Genomic DNA, 20,994 nt, shown 5'->3' with positions numbered 1-20,994 from the left:
CCCCGGCCGTGGCGGCGGCGGGGACGAGGGAGAGGCGGGGGGTGGGGGAGGTGCAGAGGTCACGAAGGGCCATGATCCGTACAACAGGGTGTACCGGGCAAGCGGGTTTCCGGCCCGTCCCCGCTACCAGCGGGCCGGCGGCGGCTGGGTCAGCCGGTCGGCCAGCCGGGCGAGCCGGTCCCGGAACGTGTGCCGCCCGCCCGCCGGAGGCCTCCCGTTCTCCCCGGCGGCCGCGCTCACCAGGTGCTGCACGATGTCCAGGTCCACCTCGTCGTCCCCGCCGACCACCAGCGACTCGTGCGCAAGCCCGCCGACCTCGGGGTCGCCGCCGTCCAGGGTGAGCACCCGCGCCCCGGCCCGCCGGGCGTCGTGCACCCGCTCCAGCAGGCCGTCGCCCGGCCGCTCCGGCGCGACCAGCAGCACCGTCTCACCCCGCCCCGCCGCCGCGATCCGGCCGAGCCCGACCGCCAGGTGCGCGGGGTCGCCCGCCGCCACCCGGTGCCGCACGAGCGTGGGAGCCAGCTCCGGCAGCCCCGACCAGGCGGACTCGTCAGACAGATGGGCCGCCAGATGCCACGGCTCGTACGCCTCGGTCCCCGCCAGCAGCAGCCCGCCGCCGCGCGGGACGACGGAGGAGCGCAGGGCCAGCGCGAACCGGCGGGCGTCCTGCGGCCACCGGGTCCCGGCCAGCACATCACGGAGCAGGGCGACGCGTACGGCATCCATGGCCCGGCATCCTGCCCGGGCCCGCAGCCCCGGCCGGCCCCGTCGGCCGTCCCCTCACCCGAACGGAGGACCCGGCGGGAAACGGAACCGGAGAGCGGAACCGACGGGCGGAACCGGGACCGGATGGAGCCCGACCGAGGCGGACGGGGCGGCTTCCCCGCGTCCTACCTGGCAGTAGGGTCGGCCCATGACTACACAGGACAGCAGCGGCAGCGCCCCCAAGCCCCCCGCCAAGGACCCCTGGGACCTCCCCGACGTATCCGGCCTGAGCGTCGGCGTGCTCGGCGGGACCGGACCGCAGGGGCGCGGCCTCGCCTACCGGCTCGCCCGCGCCGGACAGAAGGTCACCCTCGGCTCCCGGGACGCGGCCCGCGCCGAGCAGGCGGCGGCCGAGCTGGGGTTCGGCGTTGAGGGCGCGGACAACGCGGAATGCGCCCGGCGCAGCGACATCGTGATCGTCGCCGTGCCGTGGGACGGCCACGCCAAGACGCTCCAGTCCCTGCGCGAGGAGCTCGCGGGCAAGCTCGTCATCGACTGCGTCAACCCGCTCGGCTTCGACAAGAAGGGCGCCTACGCCCTCAAGCCCGAGGAGGGCAGCGCCGCCGAACAGGCAGCGGCCCTGCTGCCGGACTCCCGGGTGACCGCCGCGTTCCACCACCTCTCGGCCGTCCTGCTCCAGGACGAGTCCATCGAGGAGATCGACACCGATGTGCTGGTCCTGGGCGAGGCGCGCGCCGACACGGACCTCGTCCAGGCGCTGGCCGGGCGGATCCCCGGCATGCGGGGCATCTTCGCCGGCCGGCTGCGCAACGCCCACCAGGTCGAGTCGCTGGTCGCCAACCTGATCTCGGTCAACCGCCGCTACAAGGCCCACGCCGGACTGCGCACCACCGACGTCTGACCGGGCCGGCCCCGGCGGGCGCTCCGGCCATGGGTCCGGGCGCTCCCCGGGGCGGGGCACAACGGGGCATGGGGGACACTGGACGGGACCGCGACCGTTCCCGGCAGGGAGCGCGACCCGTTCCCGACAGGAGCCGACCCCCATGCCCCGCATCGCCCTCTACGCCCTCGTCGTCTGCGTCCTCGCCGTCGTGGCGGCCGTGGTCTCCTTCGCCCAGGGCAGCCTGCTCGGGATCGTCTGGGTGCTCATCGCGGGTCTCTCGTCCAACATGACCTGGTTCTACGTGCGCAGGCACCGCCTGACCGCCGCCCCCGACGCGGGCTGAACCACCCCGCCGGGCCCGGCCCCGGTCAGCCGACCGCGCAGCCCGGGTCCTGCTCGTCGAAGAGGCCCCGCCAGAAGCGGTACAGGTCATAGCCGCAGTACCGCTGGAACTCCTCGACGCCCAGCCCCCGCAGCAGCGCGTGGATGGCGTCGAAGAAGGCGATGTTCACCTCGGGGATCCACAGGATCGCGAAGACGGCGATCAGCCCGAACGGCGCGATCGGCTCCACCTGGCGGCGGATCCGGTACGGGAGCCAGGGCTCGATCACCCCGTACCCGTCGAGACCGGGGATCGGCAGAAAGTTCAGGATCGCCGCCGTCACCTGGAGCATTGCCAGGAACGCCAGCGCGTACTGGAAGGCGCGCGGCACCCCGTCCAGCGCGTCCAGCCAGAACGGGGCCGTACACACGATCGCGAACGCCACGTTCGTCAGCGGGCCCGCCGCCGAGATCAGGCTGTGCTTCCACCGGCCGTGGATCCGGCCGCGCTCGATGTAGACCGCACCGCCGGGCAGCCCGATCCCGCCCATGATCACGAAGAGCACCGGGAGCACGATGCTCAGCAGCGCGTGCGTGTACTTCAGCGGGTTGAGCGTCAGATAGCCCTTCGCCCCCACCGACAGGTCCCCGCTGTGCAGCGCGGTGCGGGCGTGCGCGTACTCGTGGAGGCAGAGCGAGACGATCCAGGCCCCGGTGACGAACAGGAAGACCGCGAAGCCGGTGGCGTCCGCGAAGCCCGTCCACACCGCCCAGCCCGCGACCGCGGTGACGGCGGCGATGCCGAGGAAGACCGGGCTGATCCTGCGGTCGCCACGGGTGGCTGCGGTGGTCATCGGCGTTCGACTCCCTCGGGTGGGGGACGGGGTGACCGTACGGTCCGGCAGGACTGGAACGTCCGCGACCGCTTGTGGAGTTCCACCCGGTCAACGCCCGTCCGCCGTCCGTCACGGACAATAGGCCCGTGCACTACTGCGTCCTCGGCACCACCCGGGCACTCCGCGACGACGGCACGGCCGTCACCCTCGGCGGGGCGCGGCTGCGCGCCCTGCTCACCGTCCTCGCGCTGCGCCCCGGACGGACGGTCCCGGCCGGGGTCCTCGTCGACGAGGTGTGGGACGGCGACCCGCCCGCCGACGCGGCCGGCGCCCTCCAGGCCCTGATCGGACGGTTGCGGCGGGCCCTGGGCCACAGCGCCGTCGAGTCCGTGGCGGGCGGCTACCGGCTCGCCGCCCCGCCGGACGCCGTGGACCTGCACCGCTTCGAGCGGCTGGCGGGGGAGGGGAGCCGGGCCCTGGAGAACGGCGACGCCGCCGACGCCCTCGCCGTCCTGGGGGAGGCCCTCGCCCTGTGGAGCGGGCCCGCCCTCGCCGATCTCCCCGACCGTACGGCGGCCGCGTCCCGCTGGGAGGCCCGCAGGCTCGACGCACGGCGGGCCGCGCTCGGGGCGCTCCTCGCCCTGGGCAGACCGGGGGAGGCGCTGCCGGAACTGGCCGTGCTCTGCGACGCCCACCCGCTCGACGAACCGCTCCAGGTCCTCCGCATCAGGGCGCTGCGGGACGCCGGACGCCCCGCCGAGGCGCTGGCCGCGTACGAGGAGGTCCGCACCCTGCTCGACGACCGCCTCGGCACCGCCCCGGGCCCGGCCCTGCGCGCCCTGCACGCGGAGCTGCTGCACCCGGTACGCGGGACCGGGGTCGCGCCTACCCCTGGGTCCGCGCCCGCGACCAGGGCTGCCCCCGCCCCTGAGGCCGTCCCCGCCGCGACCCAGCCGCCCGCCACCCCGCCCCCGCCCGCCCCCGGCAACCTCCGCGCCCGGCTCACCAGCTTCGTCGGGCGCGACACCGACATGGCCGCCCTGCGCGAGGACCTCGGCCGCGCCCGGCTCGTCACCCTGCTCGGGCCTGGCGGCGCGGGCAAGACCCGGCTGTCGCAGGAGACCGCGGAGGCCGCTGCCGAGGCCTGGCCCGACGGCGTCTGGCTCGCCGAACTGGCCCCCGTCGACGACCCGGACACCGTGCCCGAGGCCGTCCTGACCGCGCTCGGGGCCCGCGAGACCGTGCTGCGCGGCGCCGGGGCCGAGGAGCTGCGCGCCACCGACCGCACCGCAGCCGACCCTCTCGTACGGCTCACCGAGCACTGCGCCCCGCGCAGCATGCTGCTCCTGCTGGACAACTGCGAGCACGTCATCGGCGGGGCCGCCGCACTGGCCGACCAACTGCTGTCCCACTGCCCGCGATTGACGATTCTCGCGACCAGCCGCGAACCCCTCGGCGTACCCGGCGAGTTCGTGCGCCCCGTCGACCCGCTGCCCGACCCGATGGCCCTGCGCCTGCTCGCCGAGCGCGGTGCGGCGGCCCGGCCCGGCTTCCGCACGGACGCCGACGAGGCGACCGCCGCCGCCTGCGCCGAGATCTGCCGGCGGCTCGACGGGCTGCCGCTCGCCATCGAACTCGCCGCCGCCCGGCTGCGGATGCTCACCCCGCGCCAGATCGCCGACCGGCTCGACGACCGCTTCCGCCTCCTCACCAACGGCAGCCGCACCGTGCTGCCCCGCCAGCAGACCCTGCGCGCCGTCGTCGACTGGTCCTGGGATCTGCTCGACGACGCCGAACGCGCCGTGCTGCGCCGCCTCTCCGTCTTCGCCGGAGGCTGCTCGCTGGCCGCCGCCGAGGAGGTCTGCGCTCTGCCCGCCGCACCGGGCGGCCCCGCCGTCGACAGCCTCGACGTGGCCGCCCTGCTCGGCTCCCTCGTCGACAAGTCCCTGGTCGTCGCCGCACCCGGCGACGACGGGGAGATGCGCTACCGGCTGCTGGAAACGGTCGGTGAGTACGCCGCCGAGCGCCTGGCGGAGGCGGGCGAGAGAGAGGCCGTCGAGCGGCGCCACCTCGTCCACTTCCGGGAGCTGGCCCGGATCACCGGCCCCCGGGTGCGCGGCAGCGGCCAGCGCGAGGCCATCGCGGTCCTCCAGCGCGAGTACGAGAACCTGCGCACCGCGCTGCGCCACGCCGTCACCGCCCGGGACGAGCACGAGGCGCTGTGCATCGTGCTCTCGATGGCCTGGTACTGGATGCTGCGGGACCTGCGCTCGGACGCCGGCCAGTGGAGCGCGTCCGTGGCGGCGCTCGGCCCCGACCCCTTCGCGGCGCCCGGCGTCCGGGCCCCGGCGCTCCTGGAGCACCCCATCGACCGGCCGCCGCCGATGGACGACGACCAGCTCGCGGAGGCGCGGCGTGGAGCGGCGCTCCTCCAACTGGCCGGTGTGGACGACGCGATCAGCACCTGGTCGAGCCCGGAGGGCAAGGAGCGGCTGCGGATCATCGCTGACACCTACCGGCCCGGCATGCCGCAGACCTGCCGGCTGCCCGGGACGCTGTGGCTGTTCGCGAACATGATCGCCGGTGACGAGGACCGGCTGAACACGGTTCTCGACGAGACGGTCCGGGCCTCGCGGGTCCACGGCGGTGAGTGGGAGCTGGGTTCCGCGCTGCACACCCGCGCCAACATCCGGTCCAACAGCCCCGAGCGGGTGGCGGATGCGCGGGCCGACGCCGACGAGAGCCTGGAGATCTACACCCGGCTCGGCGACGACTGGGGAGCCGCCGAGGCACTCGCCGCGCGGGGCGAGGCCAACGAGCGGGCGGGCCGCTTCCTGGCCGCCCTGGACGACTACCGGGAGGCCGTGGAGTACGCGCGGAAGATCGGAGCCCAGAGCCAGGCGGCGCTGCTGCGGGCACGGTACGCGGGATCCCTCATCGAGCTCGAACGGCTCCCGGAGGCCGAGGCCATCCTGCGTGACGTCATCGAGAACGGCCGCCACCTGAGCCACGAGGCGCTGCCGATGGCCCGGATGCATCTGGCGTTCGTCCTCGGGCTCCAGGGGCAGGTGGACGAGGCCCGGCAGCAGACGCATCTGGTCCGGGAGGACTTCAAGGACCGGGACGTCGCCATCTTCGGCGGCTTCGTCCACGGCGTGCTTGCCTGGCTCGACAATCTCGACGGCGACCACGTGTCCGCGCTCTCCAACGCGCTGACCGCACTGGAGAGCGCTCGGGAGCCGTTGTCGATGATGGTGGCCCCGCAGATGCCGTCGGCCTATGTGACGGCCATGGCCCAGGCGATCGCCGGGTTCGAAGGCGCCGACGCGGCGCGGGACGCCGTACGGCTGCTCGGGTTCCAGGAGAGGCTTCTGCCGGAGGGGCATGTGCCGACCGTGATGGAGAGACGCAACTGGGCGCTCACCGAGCAGGCCGCCCGGGACCGGCTCGGCGACGGAGCGGTGTACACGGCGGCGTACGAGCAGGGCGGCGGCCTCACCTTCGACGAGGCCACCGCCCTGGCGGAGACGTACCGGCGAGCGCACTCGTCGGCGTGACATCCCTTCCGCTCAGGCCTTCTTGCGGAACTTGGCCACCGCCAGCGGAGCCATCACCAGCGTGATCCCGGCGGCCCAGGCGAGCGTCCACCAGACCGAGTCGCCGACGGGGCCGCCCTGCATGAGCGCCCGCGCCGCGTCGGCGAGGTTGGAGAGCGGGTTGTAGTCGGTGAAGGCCTGGAGCCAGCCCGGCATGGTCTGGGTCGGCACGAAGATCGAGGATCCGAACTGCAGGGGCATCAGCACGAGCATCGCCGTCCCTTGAACAGCCTGGGCCGTCTTCATGGACAGCCCGAGCAGGATGAAGATCCACATGATGGCGGCGCCGAACACCGCCGACAGCGCGACCGCCGCGAGGAGCCCGAACACCGAGCCGTGCAGCTCCATGCCGACGACGAACCCCATGACGAGCAGGATGAACATGGCGACCATCAGCCGGCCCAGCTCGACCACGATCTTGGCGATGAGCACCGAGGACCGGGCGATCGGCATCGTCCGGAACCGGTCCATGACCCCCTTGCGGAAGTCGTCGTTGACGCCGGTCCCGACGGCCATGGCGATGTTCAGCCCCATCATCGCCATCAGCCCCGGCACCAGGTAGTTCACATACTCCTGCCGGTTCCCGCCGAGGCTGGCGCCGACCGAGCCGCCGAAGACGTACACGAAGAGCAGGATGAAGATGATCGGCATCAGAAGGACGTCGAACATCGACTCCGGGTCCTTCTTGATCTGGAGCATGTTCCGCCGCGCCAGGGCCCCGATGTGCCGGAGGTTGGCCCGCAGACCGATCCGGCCCTCGTCCGCCGCAGCCGCCTTCACCGGTGCGGTGCTCGGGGAGCCGGCGGGCGCGGGGGTCGGTGCAGTGGTGGTGGTGCTCATGCGGCGACCTCCTGGGGAGCAGGGTCGGAGAGGGGGGCGGCCTTGTCGCCGGTGATCGCGAGGAACACCTCGTCGAGGCTGGGCAGGGCGGTGGAGACATGGGCGAGCGAGAAGCCGCGCACGCCCAGCAGCCCGATGACGGCGGTCAGCTGCTCGTCGCTGAGGATCGGCACGTACAGCAGCCCCTCGTCCGGAACGGCCTGCGCCCCGGCGACGCCGTCGAGCCCGGCCTCCCGGATCGCCTGCGCCATCGCGGCGAGCTCCGCCGGGTCCGAGGGCCGGATGTGCAGGGTGCGGCCGCCGACCTTGGCCTTCAGCTCGTCGACCCCGCCCCGGGCGATGATCTTCCCCCGGTCGATGACCGTCAGCTCCTTGGCGAGCTGCTCGGCCTCCTCCATGTACTGCGTGGTCAGCAGGACGGTGGCGCCCTCGGCGACCATCCGCTGCACCTCGTCCCAGACCTCGTTACGGGTCCGGGGGTCGAGCCCCGTCGTCGGCTCGTCCAGATACAGCACGGAAGGGCTGCCGATCATCGAGGCGGCCAGGTCGAGGCGGCGGCGCATCCCGCCGGAGTACTCCATGGCCGCCCGCTTGGCGGCCTCGGTGAGCGAGAACCGCTCCAGCAGCTCGTCGGCGCGGGCCCGGGCCTGCTTGCGGGGCAGATCGAGCAGCCGCCCGATCATGTAGAGGTTCTCCCAGCCGGAGAGCTTCTCGTCGACCGAGGCGTACTGCCCGGTGAGGCCGATGACGCGGCGCAGCTCGCGGGGCTGCTTCACCACGTCGTAGCCCGCGACGACCGCGTGCCCGGCGTCGGGGGCGATCAGGGTGGACAGGCAGCGTACGAGGGTGGTCTTGCCGGCGCCGTTGGGGCCGAGCACACCGAGGACGGTGCCCTCGCGCACATCGAGGTCCACGCCGTCCAGAGCTTTGGTCTCGCCGTAGTGCTTGACCAGCCCCCGCACCTCGACGGCGTTCCGGCCGCTGCTGGGGTTCTTGTCGATGCGTTCCATGCCCACCAGCAGACCAGCGCCCGCCGACAGCTCACCGACAGGCCGCCGACACGGGCTCCGGCCGGGCTCCGGACGCGCGACAGCCCGCCGATGGGGGATGTCGGCGGGCTGTCGGTGGTGCGGGAAATGGCTGGTGGGAGCCGCCGTCAGGGAGCGGCGGCGGCCGGGTGGATCAGTGGAAGGTGTGCTCCGCCGCCGGGAACGTGCCCCCGACGACCTCGTCCGCGAACTCCTTCGCCGCGTCACCGAGGACCTGGCGCAGATTCGCGTACTGCTTGGTGAAGCGCGGCACCTTGCCGCCGGTCAGCCCGACCATGTCCGTGTAGACGAGGACCTGCGCGTCGGTCCCGGCCCCGGCGCCGATGCCGACGGTCGGGATGTGCAGCGTACGGGTGACCTCGGCGGCCAGCTCCGCGGGGACCAGCTCCAGCACGACGGCGAACGCGCCCGCGTCCTGGACGGCCTTGGCGTCCCGCAGCAGCTGCTGGGCGGCCTCCTCGCCGCGGCCCTGGACCCGGTAGCCCATCGCGTTGACGGACTGGGGGGTCAGGCCGATGTGGGCCATGACGGGGATACCGGCCTCGACCAGCAGCCGGATCTGCTCGTGGGACCGCTCGCCGCCCTCCAGCTTGACCGCGCCGACGCCCGACTCCTTGATCAGCCGGGTGGCGTTGCGCAGGGCCTGGACGGGACCTTCCTGGTACGAGCCGAAGGGCAGGTCGGCGACGACCATGGCGCGCTTGGTGCCGCGTACGACGGCGGCGGACAGCATAGCGATCTCGTCCATCGTGACGGGCACGGTGGTCTCGTAGCCGAGGTGGACGTTGCCCATCGAGTCCCCGACGAGCATGACCGGGATCCCGGCCTCGTCGAAGACGGACGCGGTCATCGCGTCGTATGCGGTCAGCATGGGCCACTTCTCGCCGCGCTCGGTGGCGGCGGCGATGTCGTGGACGGTGATGCGGCGGGTGGACTTCCCTCCGTACAGCGCTTTGCTGCTGTCGGTGGACGGGCCCGCGGGGGAGGACTGATTCTGCGCAGCCTGAAGCGACATGGCCAACGGCTCCTTCGTCATCTCGAGGCGCCCTGACGGCGTCCCCGGATCCCTTCCATGGTGGCATCCCGCCCCGCCCCTCGTGAAGTGGGCCCGCGCACACCACCTCCGTACGGCCTCGTTGGGAAAAGCTTTAACAATACGAGACGGTCTCGTATCGAAATGAGGTCTAGGCTCTCCCCATGCCCATACCGTCCGGCGCTCCCGCCGCCGCGCCCCGTGTTCCCGAGGCGATCCACCGCCGCCGCTGGTGGATCCTCGCCGTCCTCATGTTCAGCCTGCTCATCGTGGTGCTGGACAACTCGATCCTGAACGTCGCGGTCAAGACGATCGCGAGCCCCGCCCCCACCGGCATCGGCGCCACCCAGAGCGAGCTGGAGTGGGCGATCAACTCCTACACGCTCGTCTTCGCCGGACTGCTGTTCACCGCGGGCCTGCTCGGCGACCGGATCGGCCGAAAGAAGGTCCTCCTCGCCGGCATCCTGGTCTTCGGCCTCGGCTCCGCGCTGGCCGCCTTCTCCGCCTCGCCCGGTGAGCTCATCACCTGGCGGGCGCTGATGGGCTTCGGCGCCGCCTTCGTGATGCCCGCCACCCTCGCCGTCCTGGTGAACGTCTTCGAGCGCGACGAACAGCCCAAGGCCATCGGCATCTGGGCGGGCAGCGTCGGCCTCGGCATCGCCATCGGCCCGATCACCGGCGGACTGCTCCTGGAGCACTTCTGGTGGGGCTCGATCTTCCTGGTGAACGTCCCCGTCGTCGTGATCGCCCTGATCGCGATGGCGGTCCTGGTCCCCGACTCCCGCGACCCGAAGCCCGGCAAGGTCGACCCGCTGGGCGTCGCCCTCTCCATCGTGGGCCTGGTCCTGCTGGTGTACGGGATCATCCGGGGCGGCGAACTGGCCGACTTCACCGACGCCACCGTCCTCCTCGCCATCGCCGGCGGGCTGCTCGTCCTGGCCGGATTCGTCTGGCACGAGAAGCGCAGCAGCCACCCGGCCATCGACATCACGTACTTCCGGAAGCCCGCGTTCTCCGCCGCCGTCGCCGCCATCGCGCTGGTCTTCTTCGCCCTCATGGGCGTGACGTTCTTCTCCGCCTTCTACCTCCAGAGCGTGCGCGGCTACACCGCCCTGGAGTCGGGCCTGCTGATCGTTCCGCTCGCGGCCGCCCAGATGATCTTCGCGCCCCGGGCCCGGCTGGTCGTCGACCGCTTCGGCGCCCGCGCGGTCTGCACGGTCGGCATGCTGCTCGTCGCGGCCGGACTCGCGTCGTTCGCCCTGTTCGACGCCGGTACGCCGGTGTGGGTGATGTGCCTCGTCTTCTTCGTCCAGGGCACCGGGATGGCGCACATCATGCCGCCCGTCACCGTCGCCGTGATGCAGGCGCTGCCCCGTGAGAAGGCCGGTTCCGGTTCGGCCATCAACAACACCTTCCGCCAGGTCGGCGGGGCGCTCGGGATCGCGGTGCTCGGCTCGGTGCTCTCCACCGTCTACCGGGGCGACATCGAGGGTCACCTCGGCGCGGTGCCGGCCGGGGCCAGGGACGTGGCGGGCGAGTCCATCGAGGCCACGCTCGGCGTCGCGGAGAAGCTCGGCCCGGTGGCCGGAAAGCCGCTGGCCGCCGCCGCCAACGACGCGTTCATCAGCGCCATGCACGTGACCGCGCTCGGCTCGGCGGCCGTCGCCCTGATCGGCGCGGTGGTCGTCGGCCTGTTCCTGCCGGGCCGGCCCCCGGCGACGACCGAGGCCCCCGAGGAAGCCCGCCCCCCGGCGGAACAGCTGAGCCGCTGAGCCGCTGAGCCGCTGACCCGCTGACCGACGAGGCCCGTCGATCCGCGCACCCCGGGTCGGCGAGAATCGAGGCGACGGACGTACGCGGAACGCACGGCGGGCGTACGAGGGACGACGACGGCGCGGCGAGAGGCGGCTTACGGTGCAAGGCCAGGACGGCGAGCGGGACCGGCACGGGGCACGGAGCGGGGGCGACCGGTCGCCCGGGGCTCCGGACGGGATGCCCGCCGGGGCGTCGGCCGGGACGGCGGCAGGGTCTCCGCATGGGGCGTCGGCCGGGACGGCGGCAGAGGTTCCGCCCGGGCCCCCGCCCGGAACGCCCGATCCGGAGCCGCGCCGCGGACGCCCCCGCTCCGCGGCGGCGGAACGGGCGATCCTGGACGCCGTCATCGCCCTCCTGGAGGCGGGCGAACCGCTCGCGGGCCTCTCCATCGAGCGCATCGCCCGCACGGCCGGCGTCGGCAAGGCCACGATCTACCGCCGCTGGTCGGACAAGGAGGAGCTGTTCGTCGACGTCGTACGGGACATGGAGCCCGACGACCCGCCGGTCTCCGGCACCGAGGGCCTCGCCGACCTCCGCGTCATGCTGGAATCCCTGCGCACCCGGGGCCTCGCCCAGCGCTCCTCGGCGCTGCTGCACAACATCTTCGCCCAGATGAAGAGCCACCCGAAGCTGTGGAACGAGTACCACGGCACGGTCATCGCCCCCCGCCGCCTCGCGATGGTGGAGGCGGTGCGGCGCGCGGTGGCCGCCGGGGAGCTGCGCGACGACCTCGACGTGGAGCTGATCGACGACCTCTTCGTCGGCCCCATGCTCGTCCGGACGGTGCACCGCCCCGACGCGCCGCTGCCCGACGACCTCGCGGACCGCATCATCACCGCCCTCCTGCAGGGGCTCGCCCCCGCGGCACGAGTGTGATCGTTCTGTCACAAGCCGCCCCGGTCCGCCCCGGACCGGAACCCCTCGTCCCGCCTCCGTCGTCCTGCTCTCCGTACGGGGTCCGAGAGATCTCCGTACGGCCGTCGCACACCGGGCACCGGCCGGCCCGCCACACAGGCGGCCCGGCGGGCCGGTAGGTCGACGGCGGGAAAGGCGCCGCTCATCACCTAGGGTCGAGGGCGCGGCGATGTGCAGGGCAAGGCAGTGAGGACAGCGCGATGGTGCAGGCGTACGGAGCGGACACGGACAACGGCAGCGCCGAGCAGCCCGGGGCCCGCGGATCCCGCTTCCGGGGCCTGTGGGACCGGCTGAGAAACGACCCGGGCTACTGGCGGCGCGGCATCCTCCTGGCCCTCTGCTCGGTGCTGGTGACCCTGCTGATGGTCGTCCACGCGCAGATCCCCAACCGGCTCGGCAACCTCGGCAGCCTCATCGAGACGTTCCTGCCGTGGCTCGCGCTCTTCATCCCGGTCCTGCTGGTCCTGGGCCTGCTGCGGCGCTCCGCGACCGCCCTGATCGCGCTCCTGCTGCCCGCCGTGGTCTGGCTCAACGTGTTCGGCGGCCTGCTCACCGACAAGTCCGGCGGCGGCGGCGACCTCACCGTCGCCACCCACAACGTCAACGCGGGCAACCCCGACCCCGAGGGCACCGCCCAGCAGGTCGCCGGATCCGGCGCGGACGTCGTGGCCCTCCAGGAACTCCCGGGCCGGCAGGTCTCCACGTACGAGAAGTCGCTGGCCGGCCGCTACCCGTACCACTCGGTCCAGGGGACCGTGGGCCTGTGGAGCAAGTACCCGCTGGCCGACACCAAGCCCGTCGACATCAAGATGGGCTGGACCCGGGCGATGCGCTCGACGGTGAAGACCCCGCAGGGCGAGGTCGCGGTGTACGTGGCCCACCTGCCGTCCGTCCGCGTGAAGCTGCACGCCGGGTTCACCGCCAACCAGCGCGACGACAGCGCCGACGCGCTCGGCGAGGCCATCGCCGACGAACGCGTGGAGCGCGTCGTCCTGCTCGGCGACCTGAACGGCACGATGAACGACCGCTCGCTGAACGCGGTCACCGCCCAGATGCGCTCCACCCAGGGCGCGGCGGGCGACGGCTTCGGCTTCAGCTGGCCCGCCTCGTTCCCGATGGCCCGGATCGACCAGATCATGGTCAAGGGCGTCGAGCCGATGGCCTCCTGGACCCTCGCGGCGACCGACAGCGACCACCTCCCGATCGCGGCCCGCGTGGAGCTGTGATCACGGCCACGCAACCGCCCGTTCACCGCGCGGCATAAAACGTCTGCGACAATTTGTTCCAGTCGCATACATAAAGAAGACCCAGCCGTCGCCCGGCGTCCACGCCGAGGCGACGGCTCTTCGTTGCCCCCGCTCCGAGATTGCGAAGGTTCCCCATGCCCCTGGCCCTGCTCGCCCTGGCCGTGAGCGCCTTCGGCATAGGCACGACGGAGTTCGTCATGATGGGCCTGCTGCCCAACGTGGCGGACGACCTCGGCACGTCCGTGCCCACCGCCGGATACCTCGTCTCCGCGTACGCGATCGGCGTCGTCCTCGGCGCACCGCTGCTCACCGGCCTCGGCTCCCGCGTCCCGCGCAAGAAGATGCTACTGCTCCTGATGGCGCTGTTCACCATCGGCAACCTGGCCTCCGCGCTCGCCCCGGACTTCGGCTGGCTGGTCGCGGGCCGCCTCCTCGCCGGTCTTCCGCACGGCGCGTTCTTCGGCGTCGGCGCGGTGGTCGCCGCCCGGCTGGTCTCCGAGGGCCGCCAGGCGCGTGCGGTCGCGACGATGTTCCTCGGCCTGACGGTGGCGAACATCGTCGGCGTCCCCGCCGCCACCCTCCTCGGTCAGCACCTCGGCTGGCGGGCCACGTTCCTCGTCGTCGCGGCGATCGGCTTGGCGGCCATGGCAGCCCTGGCCCGCCTGGTACCGCACATCCCCGTCGAGGCCCATCAGGACGTACGCCGCGAACTGCGCGCCCTCGGCAACCGCCAGGTGCTCCTCGGCCTGCTCACCGCGGTCTTCGGCTTCGCCGGCGTCTTCGCGGTCTACTCGTACCTCTCGGCGATGACGACGAAGGCGATGGGCTTCGGCGAGTCCTCCGTGACCCTGGTCCTGGCCCTCTTCGGCATCGGCATGACCCTGGGCGCCCTCGCCGCGGGCCCCCTGACGGACCGCGCGCTGCGCCCCACCCTGTACGGCTCGCTCGGCGCCCTCGCGGTGGTGCTGGTGGCGTTCCCGTTCACGGTGCACGTGCAGTGGGCGGCGCTGACGATGGTGATGCTGCTGGGCGCGGTCGGCTTCATGACGACGACCCCGCTCCAGATGCTGGTCATGAACAAGGCGAAGGACGCCCCGACCCTGGCCTCCGCCTCCAACCACTCCGCCTTCAACCTGGCCAACGCGGGCGGCGCCTGGCTGGGCGGCGTGGCGATAGCGGCAGGCTGGGGCTGGACGTCCCCGGCGTTCGTGGGCGCGGTCCTGGCGGTGGCGGGCCTGGCGATAGCGGCGACGGCGGGATTCCTGGACCGGGGCGAGGGGAAGAGCTCCCGGGTGGTGGCGGCGCACTCGGCCACTCCAGCCCGTCCGGCACCCGCTTCAGCCCGTCCGGCGTTTGAGGACGGAACCGGTTCGCCGGGTGGGCCCGCAGCCAAATCCGCCAACTCCAGCCCGTCCGGCGCTTGAGGACGGAACCGACACGCCGGACGGGCCGGACACCCCCGTGGGAGCCCAGCCCGTCCGGCGCTTGAGGACAAGGGCGGCCGCCGGACGCCCCCGGCAACCGCCACCCCCCACTAAGACGACTCGCGCCAGCGATTCGTGATCGGCAACCGCCGATCCTTCCCGAACCCCTTCGGCGAAATCTTCGTCCCCGGCGGATACTGCCGCCGCTTGTACTCCGCCGTATCCACCATCCGCAACGTCTTCGCGACCAGCTCCGCATCGAACCCGGCCGCGACAATCGCGTCCATCCCCTGATCCCGGTCCACGTACATCTCCAGGATCGCGTCGAGCACCTCGTAGTCCGGCAGCGAGTCCGTGTCGACCTGCCCCGGCCGCAGCTCCGCGCTCGGCGGCTTGGTGATCGAGGCCTCGGGGATCGGCGGGGTCTGCCCCCGCTCCTCCGCCGCCCGGTTGCGCCACTTCGCCAGCCGGAACACCGACGACTTGTAGACGTCCTTGATCGGCCCGTACGCCCCGACCGCGTCCCCGTACAGCGTGGAGTAGCCGACCGCCAGCTCCGACTTGTTGCCGGGCGCCAGCACGATCTGCCCCTCCTGGTTGGAGATGGCCATCAGCGTCGTCCCGCGCAGCCGGGCCTGGAGGTTCTCCTCCGCGAGCCCGGTGAGCTCCAGCGACTCCATGTACGCGTCGAACATCGGCGCGATCGGCACCGTACGGAAGTTGAGCCCGGTACGCCGCGCCAGCTCGGCCGCGTCGCCCTTGGAGTGGTCCGAGGAGTACTTCGACGGCATCGAGACCCCGTACACGTTCTGCGCACCGAGTGCATCGCACGCGATGGCCGCGCAGATCGCCGAGTCGATCCCGCCGGAGAGCCCGATCAGCACACTGCTGAAACCGTTCTTCGCAGCGTACGCACGGAGCCCCACGACCAGCGCCGAGTAGATCTCCTCCTCGTCCTCCAGCCGCTCCGCGTACCCGCCCGCGAGCTCCGGCTCGTACGCGGCGACCGGCTCGTCCGACAGCACGACATGGTCGATCCGCAGCCCGTCGTCCACCACGCCCGAAGGCGCCTCGGCCGCCGCGGCGGGCAGCTCCAGATCGAGGATCACACTGCCCTCGGAGAACTGCGGGGCGCGGGCGATGACCTCGCCCTCCTTGTCGACGACGATCGAGTCACCGTCGAAGACCAGCTCGTCCTGACCGCCGATCATCGCCAGATAGGCCGTCGTGCAGCCGGCCTCCTGGGCCCGCTTACGGACCAGGTCGAGCCGGGTGTCGTCCTTGTCCCGCTCGTACGGCGAGGCGTTGATCGACAGCAGCAGCCCGGCCCCGGCGGACCGGGCGGCCGGGACGCGCCCGCCGTCCTGCCACAGGTCCTCGCAGATGGCGAGGGCCACGTCGATGCCGTGGACCCGCACGACGGGCATCGAATCGCCCGGCACGAAGTACCGGAACTCGTCGAAGACGCCGTAGTTCGGCAGGTGGTGCTTGGCGAAGTTGAGCGCGATCCCGCCGCGGTGCAGCACCGCTGCGGCGTTGCGCGGAGAGCCGGCCGGCTGTCCGTAGCGCGCCGCGGCGTGCTCGGAGCGGTCCAGGTAGCCGACGACGACCGGCAGTTCGCCGAAGCCCTCCGCGTCGAGCCGGACGGCCAGCGCGCGGAGCGCCTGCCGCGAGGCCTCGACGAAGGACGACCGCAGGGCCAGGTCCTCGACGGGGTATCCGGTCAGCACCATCTCGGGGAACGCCACGAGGTGGGCGCCCTGCTCGGCGGCGTGCCGGGTCCAGTGGACGATCGCCTCGGAGTTGCCGGCGAGGTCGCCGACGGTCGAGTCGATCTGATTCAGTGCGAGGCGTAGTTGAGGCACGTCCGCCAGTGTAATCGTCTTTCTGACGCGATGTCCCGGCGGGCCGGGCAAAATCTGCTCCGGCCCACCGGAACCGCAGGTGGGAGCGGCTGTCCGCGCCGCCCACCGAGAGTCGCGGAAGGTCAGCCCCGGTAACCGAGGACCGTCATCATCCCCGCCTCCGCGTGGTAGACGTTGTGGCAGTGGACCATCCACAGCCCCGGGTTGTCGGCGTCGAAGTCCACCGTCAACGACCGGTGCGGCAGCACGATCGCGGTGTCCTTACGGGCCCCGGCGGCGTTCCCGCCGAGCGCGAACGTGTGCCCGTGCAGATGCAGCGGATGCCACATGGCCGTCCCGTTGTCGAAGATCAGCCGCACCCGCTCGCCCGCCTCCACCGGCCGCCGCCGCTTCGCGTCGTACGGCTGTCCGTCGAAGGCCCAGTCGTACATCGCCATCCCGCCGGTGAGCCTCATCCGGATGGTCCGGTCCGGCAGACGGGCGGGCAGCGCCACCGACGGGTCGGGCGCGAGCCGCCCCGCCTGCACCACCTTTCCCTCCAGCTCCTTCGGCCGTACGGAGGCGGCGGGCGCGGCCCCGCCCCCGGTCCGCAGGACGGCGAGGGCGGCCGCCTTCTTCCCCTCGGCCAGGGCGGTCAGCGGGAAGACCCCGTCCCCGGCGGTGACGAGGACGTCGTACCGCTCACCCATCCCCAGCAGCAGCGCGTCCCCCGTGGTGTGCCGGACAGGGAACCCGTCGGTGTGCGTCACGGTCATCCGGTGCCCGCCGAGCGCGACGCGGTAGGCGGTGTCGCCGCCTGCGTTGATGATCCGCAGCCGGATACGGTCCCCGGGCCGCGCCCGGAACGTCTCCGGATCGTCCGCGACGCGCCCGTTGACGAGGTAGTGCGGATAGGCGACATCTCCGGCGTCGCCCCCGAGCAGCTCACTGCGGGCGCCCATCATCATCCGGGAGGGCCCGCTGTCACCGGGATCGTCCTCACCGGAACCGGACATGGTGTGCGCGCCATGATCCATCCCGCCGTGCCCGCCGCCGCTCATACCTCCGGACAACTCATCGAGGACGGCGTCCGGAGTGGACCCGTCCACCCCGTCGACCCAGTCGTCGAGGACGACGACCCACTCCTTGTCGTACGCCAACGGCTCCTTCGGGTCCTCGACGATCAGCGGCGCGTACAGCCCCCGGTCCTGCTGGACACCGGAGTGCGGGTGGAACCAGTACGTCCCCGGATGCGGTACGGCGAACCGGTAGGCGAACTCGGCCCCCGGGGCGATGTCCCGCTGGGTCAGCCCGGGAACCCCGTCCATGTCGTTGCGCAGCGCGAGCCCGTGCCAGTGCAGGGAGGTGGGCTGCGGAAGGTGGTTGGCCAGGGTGAGGGCGAGGGTGTCCCCGGCCGTCACCCGCACCTCACGCCCGGGCAGCCGGTCCCCGTAGGCCCAGGAGGCGACGGTGGTGCCGCCGCCCAGATCGAGCCGGGTCCGGGTGGCGGTGAGGGAGACCTTCCGTACGGGCCCGGAGCCGCGCGCCGCCTCGGCGGCCTCGACCTCCTTGCCGCCGGGCGTGACGTACGTACCGGAGTCCTGGGCCCCGCCGCCGGGGGAGTGGGCGCCGCCGTGGCCGCTGCCGCCGTCGGAACAGGCGGCGAGGGCTCCCGTACCGGCGACGGCGAGAGCGGCGCCGAGCACGGCGCGGCGGGGGAATTGGTGCATGGGCATGCTGAAGACACCTCTGAAGTACTGGGTGATCCGGTGGTTTAGGGAAGGGGCGGAGGTGAGACGCCCACTCCTAAATGCGCAGCACCGAGACGCTGGCGAGCACCGATATCGGGGGAGGCGGATTCGGCCGCAGCACGCGCAGGAGCCCCGCCCCCACCGGCGTACCGAGAGGCCGCCCGTCGGCGCGCAGCCCGAGCAGCCAGGAGCCGACGAGGGCGAGGCCCCAGACACCGAGGACGGCGAGGCAGACGGAGAGCGGATCCATGCCGCTCATGGGGGCATCGGCCCCGGGGGAGCCGTGCTGCGAGGGGTGCTCGTCCATGGCACCCGGCGACGCAGCCGACGACGCGGAGGTCGCCGACATCGCGGCCGATTCGCCGTGCTCGGCCGGATGCCCGACCGTATGCATGGTGACGATGCCGAACAGCAGGGCGGCGAACAGCATCAGCTGCCCGTACGTCACGCTCCTGCTCCGCGTCCTGCCCGCCATGCGGGCCACCCTACCCCCGGCGGGTATACGGACGGGCGGCGGCCCGGCACCCTCCCGCCGAAGCGGACCAGGGGCGCCGGGCAGCTGTCACGCGCACGACGGGGCCTCTCAGCTGCGGGAGTAGACCTTCTCCGCCCAGCCCGCGATCTGCTCCTCGGTGAGGTGCTGCGCGAGGTCGGCCTCGCTGATCATGCCGACCAGCTTCTTGTTCTCGACGACGGGCAGCCGGCGGATGCGGTGGGTCTGCATCTCCTCCAGGACCGCGTCCACATCGGCCTCCGCCTCGATCCAGCGGGGCGTGCCCTGCGCCAGATCGCCCGCCGTGACCTTCGACGGGTCGTGCCCCTTGGCCACACAGCCGACGACGATGTCGCGGTCGGTGATGATGCCGACCATCCGGTCCGAGTCGCCGTCGGCGGAGACGGGCAGGGCGCCCACGTTGTGCTCGCGCATCAGCTGCGCCGCACGGTCGAGGGTCTCGTGGGCCGGGATCCAGCGGGCCCCGCTGTGCATGATGTCTTTGGCGGTCGTCATGGGGGATTTCCTCCTGCGTGCCGATGGCACTGCCGTACGGCCCCGAGCGCACCCATCGTCATCGGCGGGGGACGCACGCGCGACCGCAATCACCCGTTCGGGTGCGCCGACGCGAGGACGCAGGCTGACGCGCGTCGTCCGGGCCGTGGCCCCGGGCTCAGGACCGGGGCCGGGCCTTCCGCTCGGTGAGCATGTCGCGCATGAGCCCCAGCTCGGACTGCTGCCCCTCGACCATGCCTTGGGCGAGCCGCTGCTCCACCGGGACGGTGCAGCGGGAGGCGCAGGCCTCGGCCATGGCGACGCCGCCCTTGTGGTGGTCCGTCATGAGCTGGAGGTAGAAGACCTCGGCCTGCTTGCCGTCGAGACGCGCGAGCCGCTCCAGCTCGGCGCGGGAAGCCATTCCGGCCATGAGCACACCGTCGCTGCCCCGGTCCGGCCGGTGCCCACCATGCTCATGCCCACCGTCGCCTTCGCCGCCGCCCATCCAGGCCATCGGGCGTCGGTCACCGCCCGCGACCTTGGGCAGCCCCCAGAGGTCGAGCCAGCCGAGGAGCATGCCGCGCTGGTTGGCCTGGGTGTTGGCGATGTCGTACGCGAGACGGCGGACGTCCTCGTCCTCCGTACGGTCGCGGACGATGAACGACATCTCGACGGCCTGCTGATGGTGGACGGCCATGTCCCGGGCGAACCCGGCGTCGGCAGAGTCCGAGGCGGGCGCACCGGCCGCGCGGGGCGCGGAACCGTCCTCACGGGCGGCGGCGACGGCGGCGGCCCCGGCGAAGAGCAGGGCGAGGGCCACGGCGGCCCCGGCCGCCCACCGCACACGCGCGGTCTTCCGCCGCTCGGCAGTCGGTGCCGGGTCCGTAGGGTCTGTCGTGCCGGTCACTGCGGCACCGTCGCCAGCCCGCCGGTGCAGGGGGCGCCGGGCTCGGGCGTCTGGGCGCCCTGGACGTACTCGGTGAGGAACTGGTCCACCCGCCGGTCGTCGGCGGAGTCCACGGTGACCTGCTTGCCCCAGGCGCTGAGCGTGATCGCGCCCTCCTGGCCGGCGTACGGGCTCATCAGGGTGAACGGGGTCTTCTCGACCCGCTCCGCGAGCGCGGCGACATCCGTCTCGGCTGCCGAGCCGTTGTACGTGACCCAGACCGCGCCGTGCTCCAGGGAGTGGACGGCGTTGACGTCCGGGAGGGCCTTTTCGTATACGTCGCCGTCGCAGTTCATCCAGGACGCGTTGTGGTCGCCGCCGACCGGAGGCTTCATCGGATAGTCCACCGTCCCCGCCACATGCTGGCGGCCGAGCTTCGCCGCGTCCCAGGACTTCAGCCCCTCGATGGCCCCGCCCTTGGCGCCGCCGTGCCCGCCCGGGTGCTTGCCGTCGTGGGCCGCCGAGGCGTTGTCGGACTTCTCGTCGGCCGCGGAGTTCTCCAGCAGCAGGAACGAGCCGAAAGCGACGAGACCGGCCACGACGGCGGCGCCCAGCCCTATGGCGATGGCCCGGTTGCGGGTGGAGCGCGCACCGGGGGCGGGGGCCTGCGGCTGGGGGTACCGGGGGTCGAAGCTCATGTCGTGGAGTCCTTCTGCGAAGGGGCCGGGAGACGGGAGAACGGTCCGTGGACCGGGGTGCGCGGACGGGCGGAAAGCCGGAGAGGAAGCAGGCACCGAAGCCGACCGCTGCTCGGTCGCCGATCGTAGTGGGTGGCCGAGT

The 20,994-nt window shown here is 72.7% G+C and carries 18 protein-coding genes; 7 read left to right on the top strand and 11 right to left on the bottom strand.

Going from position 1 to position 20,994, the window contains the following annotated elements:
* Positions 1-123: 123 nt before the first annotated feature.
* The gene (locus tag IE134_RS10145; protein WP_098020551.1) at positions 124-726 is read right to left on the bottom strand and encodes a hypothetical protein; all 603 of its coding nucleotides are present in this window, start codon (positions 724-726) and stop codon (positions 124-126) included.
* Between the two features lie 187 nt (positions 727-913).
* Here IE134_RS10145 and npdG point away from each other — a divergent pair, with 187 nt between their 5' ends.
* Positions 914-1,627 (top strand): NADPH-dependent F420 reductase, encoded by a 714-nt coding sequence (gene npdG / locus IE134_RS10140; RefSeq protein ID WP_030707797.1) that lies wholly within the window; start codon positions 914-916, stop codon positions 1,625-1,627.
* A 142-nt stretch (positions 1,628-1,769) separates the two neighbouring features.
* Entirely contained in the window at positions 1,770-1,952 is a 183-nt protein-coding gene (locus IE134_RS10135; protein ID WP_030707796.1) for a hypothetical protein, read from the top strand.
* Between the two features lie 25 nt (positions 1,953-1,977).
* On the opposite strand, the gene IE134_RS10130 is transcribed toward IE134_RS10135, so the two are convergent.
* Positions 1,978-2,784 (bottom strand): site-2 protease family protein, encoded by an 807-nt coding sequence (locus tag IE134_RS10130; protein WP_030707795.1) that lies wholly within the window; start codon positions 2,782-2,784, stop codon positions 1,978-1,980.
* Between the two features lie 128 nt (positions 2,785-2,912).
* On the opposite strand from IE134_RS10130, the gene IE134_RS10125 reads away from it, so the two are divergent.
* Positions 2,913-6,323 (top strand): AfsR/SARP family transcriptional regulator, encoded by a 3,411-nt coding sequence (locus IE134_RS10125; protein WP_229823481.1) that lies wholly within the window; start codon positions 2,913-2,915, stop codon positions 6,321-6,323.
* A 12-nt stretch (positions 6,324-6,335) separates the two neighbouring features.
* On the opposite strand, the gene IE134_RS10120 is transcribed toward IE134_RS10125, so the two are convergent.
* The 3 genes from IE134_RS10120 to panB all read right to left on the bottom strand — a co-directional run bounded on the left by IE134_RS10120 (position 6,336) and on the right by panB (position 9,266).
* Complete coding sequence (locus IE134_RS10120) at positions 6,336-7,202, bottom strand: ABC transporter permease (protein WP_030707793.1); 867 nt, start codon at positions 7,200-7,202, stop codon at positions 6,336-6,338.
* Positions 7,199-8,212: an ATP-binding cassette domain-containing protein gene (locus IE134_RS10115; protein WP_030707791.1), complete on the bottom strand. Its 1,014-nt coding sequence runs from the start codon at positions 8,210-8,212 to the stop codon at positions 7,199-7,201. Before IE134_RS10115 ends, IE134_RS10120 begins: the two co-directional genes overlap by 4 nt.
* Before the next feature lie 172 nt (positions 8,213-8,384).
* On the bottom strand, positions 8,385-9,266 hold the full coding sequence (gene panB, locus IE134_RS10110; RefSeq protein ID WP_030707789.1) for a 3-methyl-2-oxobutanoate hydroxymethyltransferase: 882 nt from the start codon (positions 9,264-9,266) through the stop codon (positions 8,385-8,387).
* Between the two features lie 182 nt (positions 9,267-9,448).
* On the opposite strand from panB, the gene IE134_RS10105 reads away from it, so the two are divergent.
* From IE134_RS10105 to IE134_RS10090, 4 genes are all read left to right on the top strand, one after another.
* A complete protein-coding gene (locus IE134_RS10105; protein WP_030707787.1) occupies positions 9,449-11,056 on the top strand; it encodes a DHA2 family efflux MFS transporter permease subunit in 1,608 nt (535 codons plus the stop codon).
* Positions 11,057-11,198: 142 nt separating this feature from the next.
* A complete protein-coding gene (locus IE134_RS10100; protein ID WP_030707785.1) occupies positions 11,199-11,975 on the top strand; it encodes a TetR/AcrR family transcriptional regulator in 777 nt (258 codons plus the stop codon).
* A 239-nt stretch (positions 11,976-12,214) separates the two neighbouring features.
* Positions 12,215-13,240 carry an endonuclease/exonuclease/phosphatase family protein gene (locus tag IE134_RS10095; RefSeq protein WP_189430261.1) on the top strand — a complete coding sequence of 342 codons (1,026 nt, stop codon included), beginning with the start codon at positions 12,215-12,217 and terminating at the stop codon, positions 13,238-13,240.
* Between the two features lie 155 nt (positions 13,241-13,395).
* Complete coding sequence (locus IE134_RS10090; RefSeq protein ID WP_189430259.1) at positions 13,396-14,685, top strand: MFS transporter; 1,290 nt, start codon at positions 13,396-13,398, stop codon at positions 14,683-14,685.
* A gap of 110 nt (positions 14,686-14,795) precedes the next feature.
* On the opposite strand, the gene IE134_RS10085 is transcribed toward IE134_RS10090, so the two are convergent.
* From IE134_RS10085 to IE134_RS10060, 6 genes are all read right to left on the bottom strand, one after another.
* A complete protein-coding gene (locus IE134_RS10085; RefSeq protein WP_098894886.1) occupies positions 14,796-16,550 on the bottom strand; it encodes an NAD+ synthase in 1,755 nt (584 codons plus the stop codon).
* A gap of 122 nt (positions 16,551-16,672) precedes the next feature.
* Positions 16,673-18,265: a multicopper oxidase family protein gene (locus IE134_RS10080; protein WP_189430258.1), complete on the bottom strand. Its 1,593-nt coding sequence runs from the start codon at positions 18,263-18,265 to the stop codon at positions 16,673-16,675.
* A 70-nt stretch (positions 18,266-18,335) separates the two neighbouring features.
* Positions 18,336-18,755, bottom strand: coding sequence for a DUF6153 family protein (locus tag IE134_RS10075; RefSeq protein ID WP_030707776.1), 420 nt, complete (start codon positions 18,753-18,755; stop codon positions 18,336-18,338).
* Positions 18,756-18,863: 108 nt separating this feature from the next.
* Positions 18,864-19,289 carry a CBS domain-containing protein gene (locus IE134_RS10070; protein WP_010057672.1) on the bottom strand — a complete coding sequence of 142 codons (426 nt, stop codon included), beginning with the start codon at positions 19,287-19,289 and terminating at the stop codon, positions 18,864-18,866.
* Between the two features lie 157 nt (positions 19,290-19,446).
* Positions 19,447-20,175, bottom strand: a complete 729-nt coding sequence (locus IE134_RS10065) for a DUF305 domain-containing protein (protein WP_030707772.1) — start codon at positions 20,173-20,175, stop codon at positions 19,447-19,449.
* Positions 20,172-20,852, bottom strand: coding sequence for a thioredoxin-like domain-containing protein (locus tag IE134_RS10060; RefSeq protein WP_189430256.1), 681 nt, complete (start codon positions 20,850-20,852; stop codon positions 20,172-20,174). Before IE134_RS10060 ends, IE134_RS10065 begins: the two co-directional genes overlap by 4 nt.
* Positions 20,853-20,994: the final 142 nt, after the last annotated feature.

The organism is Streptomyces rubiginosohelvolus (assembly GCF_014649875.1).
In the GTDB taxonomy this organism is placed as follows: Bacteria; Actinomycetota; Actinomycetes; order Streptomycetales; family Streptomycetaceae; genus Streptomyces; species Streptomyces rubiginosohelvolus.
Note: the sequence above shows the minus strand (reverse complement) of the source record. Positions and strands in the feature narration are given on the sequence as shown.